Below are 1954 nucleotides of genomic sequence, written 5' to 3'. Positions count from 1 at the left end.
CGGCGGGCACGCGCCCCGGCCGTCGCGTCGGCCCGCGTGCCGGGGAGGGCGGTGGTCGGACGGTAGGCATGAACGGCGGGGATCTGCCCACTCGTCCCCCATGCCGAGGTCCAACGACGAGGTCGCCGCACTGCTGCAGGAGTACGCGGACCTGATCGCGATCACCGGGGGCGACGCCTTCAAGGCGCGTGTCTACGAGAAGGCCGCCCGGGCGATCGGCGGGCACCACGCCGACGTCGGCACGCTCGACGCCAAGGGGCTCCAGGAGATCCCGGGGGTCGGGAGATCGATCGCCGAGAAGGTCACCGAGTACTTCGGCACCGGCTCCGTCGCCGCGGTCGAGAAGCTGCGGGCGAGGATCCCGGACGGGGTGCGCCGGCTGACGGCCGTCCCCGGACTCGGCCCCAGGAAGGCCTACACCCTCCACCAGGAACTCGGCGTCTCCTCCGTCGACGGACTCCTCGACGCCGTCCGCGAGGAGCGGGTCCGCGACCTCAAGGGCTTCGGGCCGAGGACCGAGGAGAACATCCGGCACGGCGTGGAACTGCTGCGGTCCTCCGGGGACCGGGTGCTGATCAGCACCGCACTGGACCTCGCCGAGGACGTGGTCGCCCGCCTGTCGGAGATCGAGGGCTGCCTGCGGTGCGCGTACGCGGGTTCGCTGCGCCGGGGCAGGGAGACCATCGGTGACGTCGACGTCCTGGTCGCCGCCGAGGACTCCGAGCCGTTCATGCGGGCCTTCACCGCGCTGCCCGACGTCTCGGAGGTGACCGCCCGCGGCCCCGCGAAGACCTCGGTACGCACCGCCCGGGGCCTCGCCGTCGACCTCCGCGTGGTCCCGCCCGGCTCCTGGGGCGCGGCCCTGCTCTACTTCACCGGCTCCAAGGCGCACAACATCCGGATCCGGGAGATGGCCGTGCACCGGAAGCTGAAGCTCTCCGAGTACGGGCTGTTCGACGCCGAGAGCGGCGACAAGATCGTCTCCGCGACCGAGGAGGAGGTCTACGCCCGGCTCGGCCTGCCCTGGATCCCGCCGCCGCTGCGGGAGGACCGCGGCGAGATCGAGGCCGCCCGCCGCGGTGAACTGCCCGACCTGATCGAGGAGTCCGACCTCCGCGGCGACCTGCACACCCACACCGACCTCACCGACGGCCTCGCCCCGCTGGAACGGATGGCCGCCGAGGCCGCGAAGCTCGGCCACGCCTACTACGCGATCACCGACCACGCGCCCGACCTGTCCATGCAGCAGATGACCGAGGAGCGGATCCTGGCCCAGCGCGAGGAGGTCCGCGCCCTCGACGGCGCGTTCGGCAGGCGGGGCAGGACCGGCAAGGGCGGCGGCATGCGGCTGCTGCACGGGGTCGAGCTGAACATCGGCCCCGACGGCGAGGTGGACTGGCCCGGTGAGTTCCTGGCCGGGTTCGACCTGTGCGTCGCCTCGATCCACTCGCACTTCCACCAGAGCCGCGAGGAACTCACCCGCCGGCTGATCCGCGCCTGCGAGAACCCGTACGTCGACATCATCGGCCACCCCACGACCCGCATCCTCGGCAAGCGGCCCGGGATCGAGTTCGACCTCGACGCGGTGGCCGCCGCGTGCGCGCGCACCGGCACCGCCATGGAGATCAACGCCCACCCCAACCGCCTCGACCTGCGCGACGAGGACATCCTGCGGGCCAGGCGGCACGGGGTCAGGTTCGCGATCGACAGCGACTCCCACTCCGTTCCCGACCTGTCCCATCTGCGCTTCGGCGTCGGAACGGCCCGGCGCGGCTGGCTCACCGCCGACGAGGTGATCAACACCTGGCCCCTGCCGCGCCTGCGGCGCTTCCTGCGCGGGAAGCACCGCGGCTGAGCACAGGCGCGGCGGATCGGGGCGGCGACCGCCGCGACCGCGGGGCGCGTGCAGACGATGCCGGCGGGCCGCTCACACCGCTCACACCGCTCACGCCGA

At 73.0% G+C, this 1954-nt stretch carries 1 protein-coding gene; it reads left to right on the top strand.

Annotated elements, in window-relative coordinates; genetic code table 11:
• Positions 1–100 precede the first annotated feature (100 nt).
• The gene (gene polX, locus HW445_RS28835) at positions 101–1855 is read left to right on the top strand and encodes a DNA polymerase/3'-5' exonuclease PolX (RefSeq protein ID WP_180223786.1); all 1755 of its coding nucleotides are present in this window, start codon (positions 101–103) and stop codon (positions 1853–1855) included.
• Positions 1856–1954: the final 99 nt, after the last annotated feature.

Origin of the sequence: Streptomyces sp. UH6 (assembly GCF_013421635.1) — a bacterium.
Lineage (GTDB): Bacteria > Actinomycetota > Actinomycetes > Streptomycetales > Streptomycetaceae > Streptomyces > Streptomyces abyssomicinicus.
This window is presented reverse-complemented; position numbering and strand designations above follow the sequence as displayed.

Coding starts and splice junctions, on each gene's coding strand:
- polX (WP_180223786.1), top strand. CDS start 101: ATGCCGAGGTCCAACGACGAGGTCGCCGCACTGCTGCAGGAGTACGCG.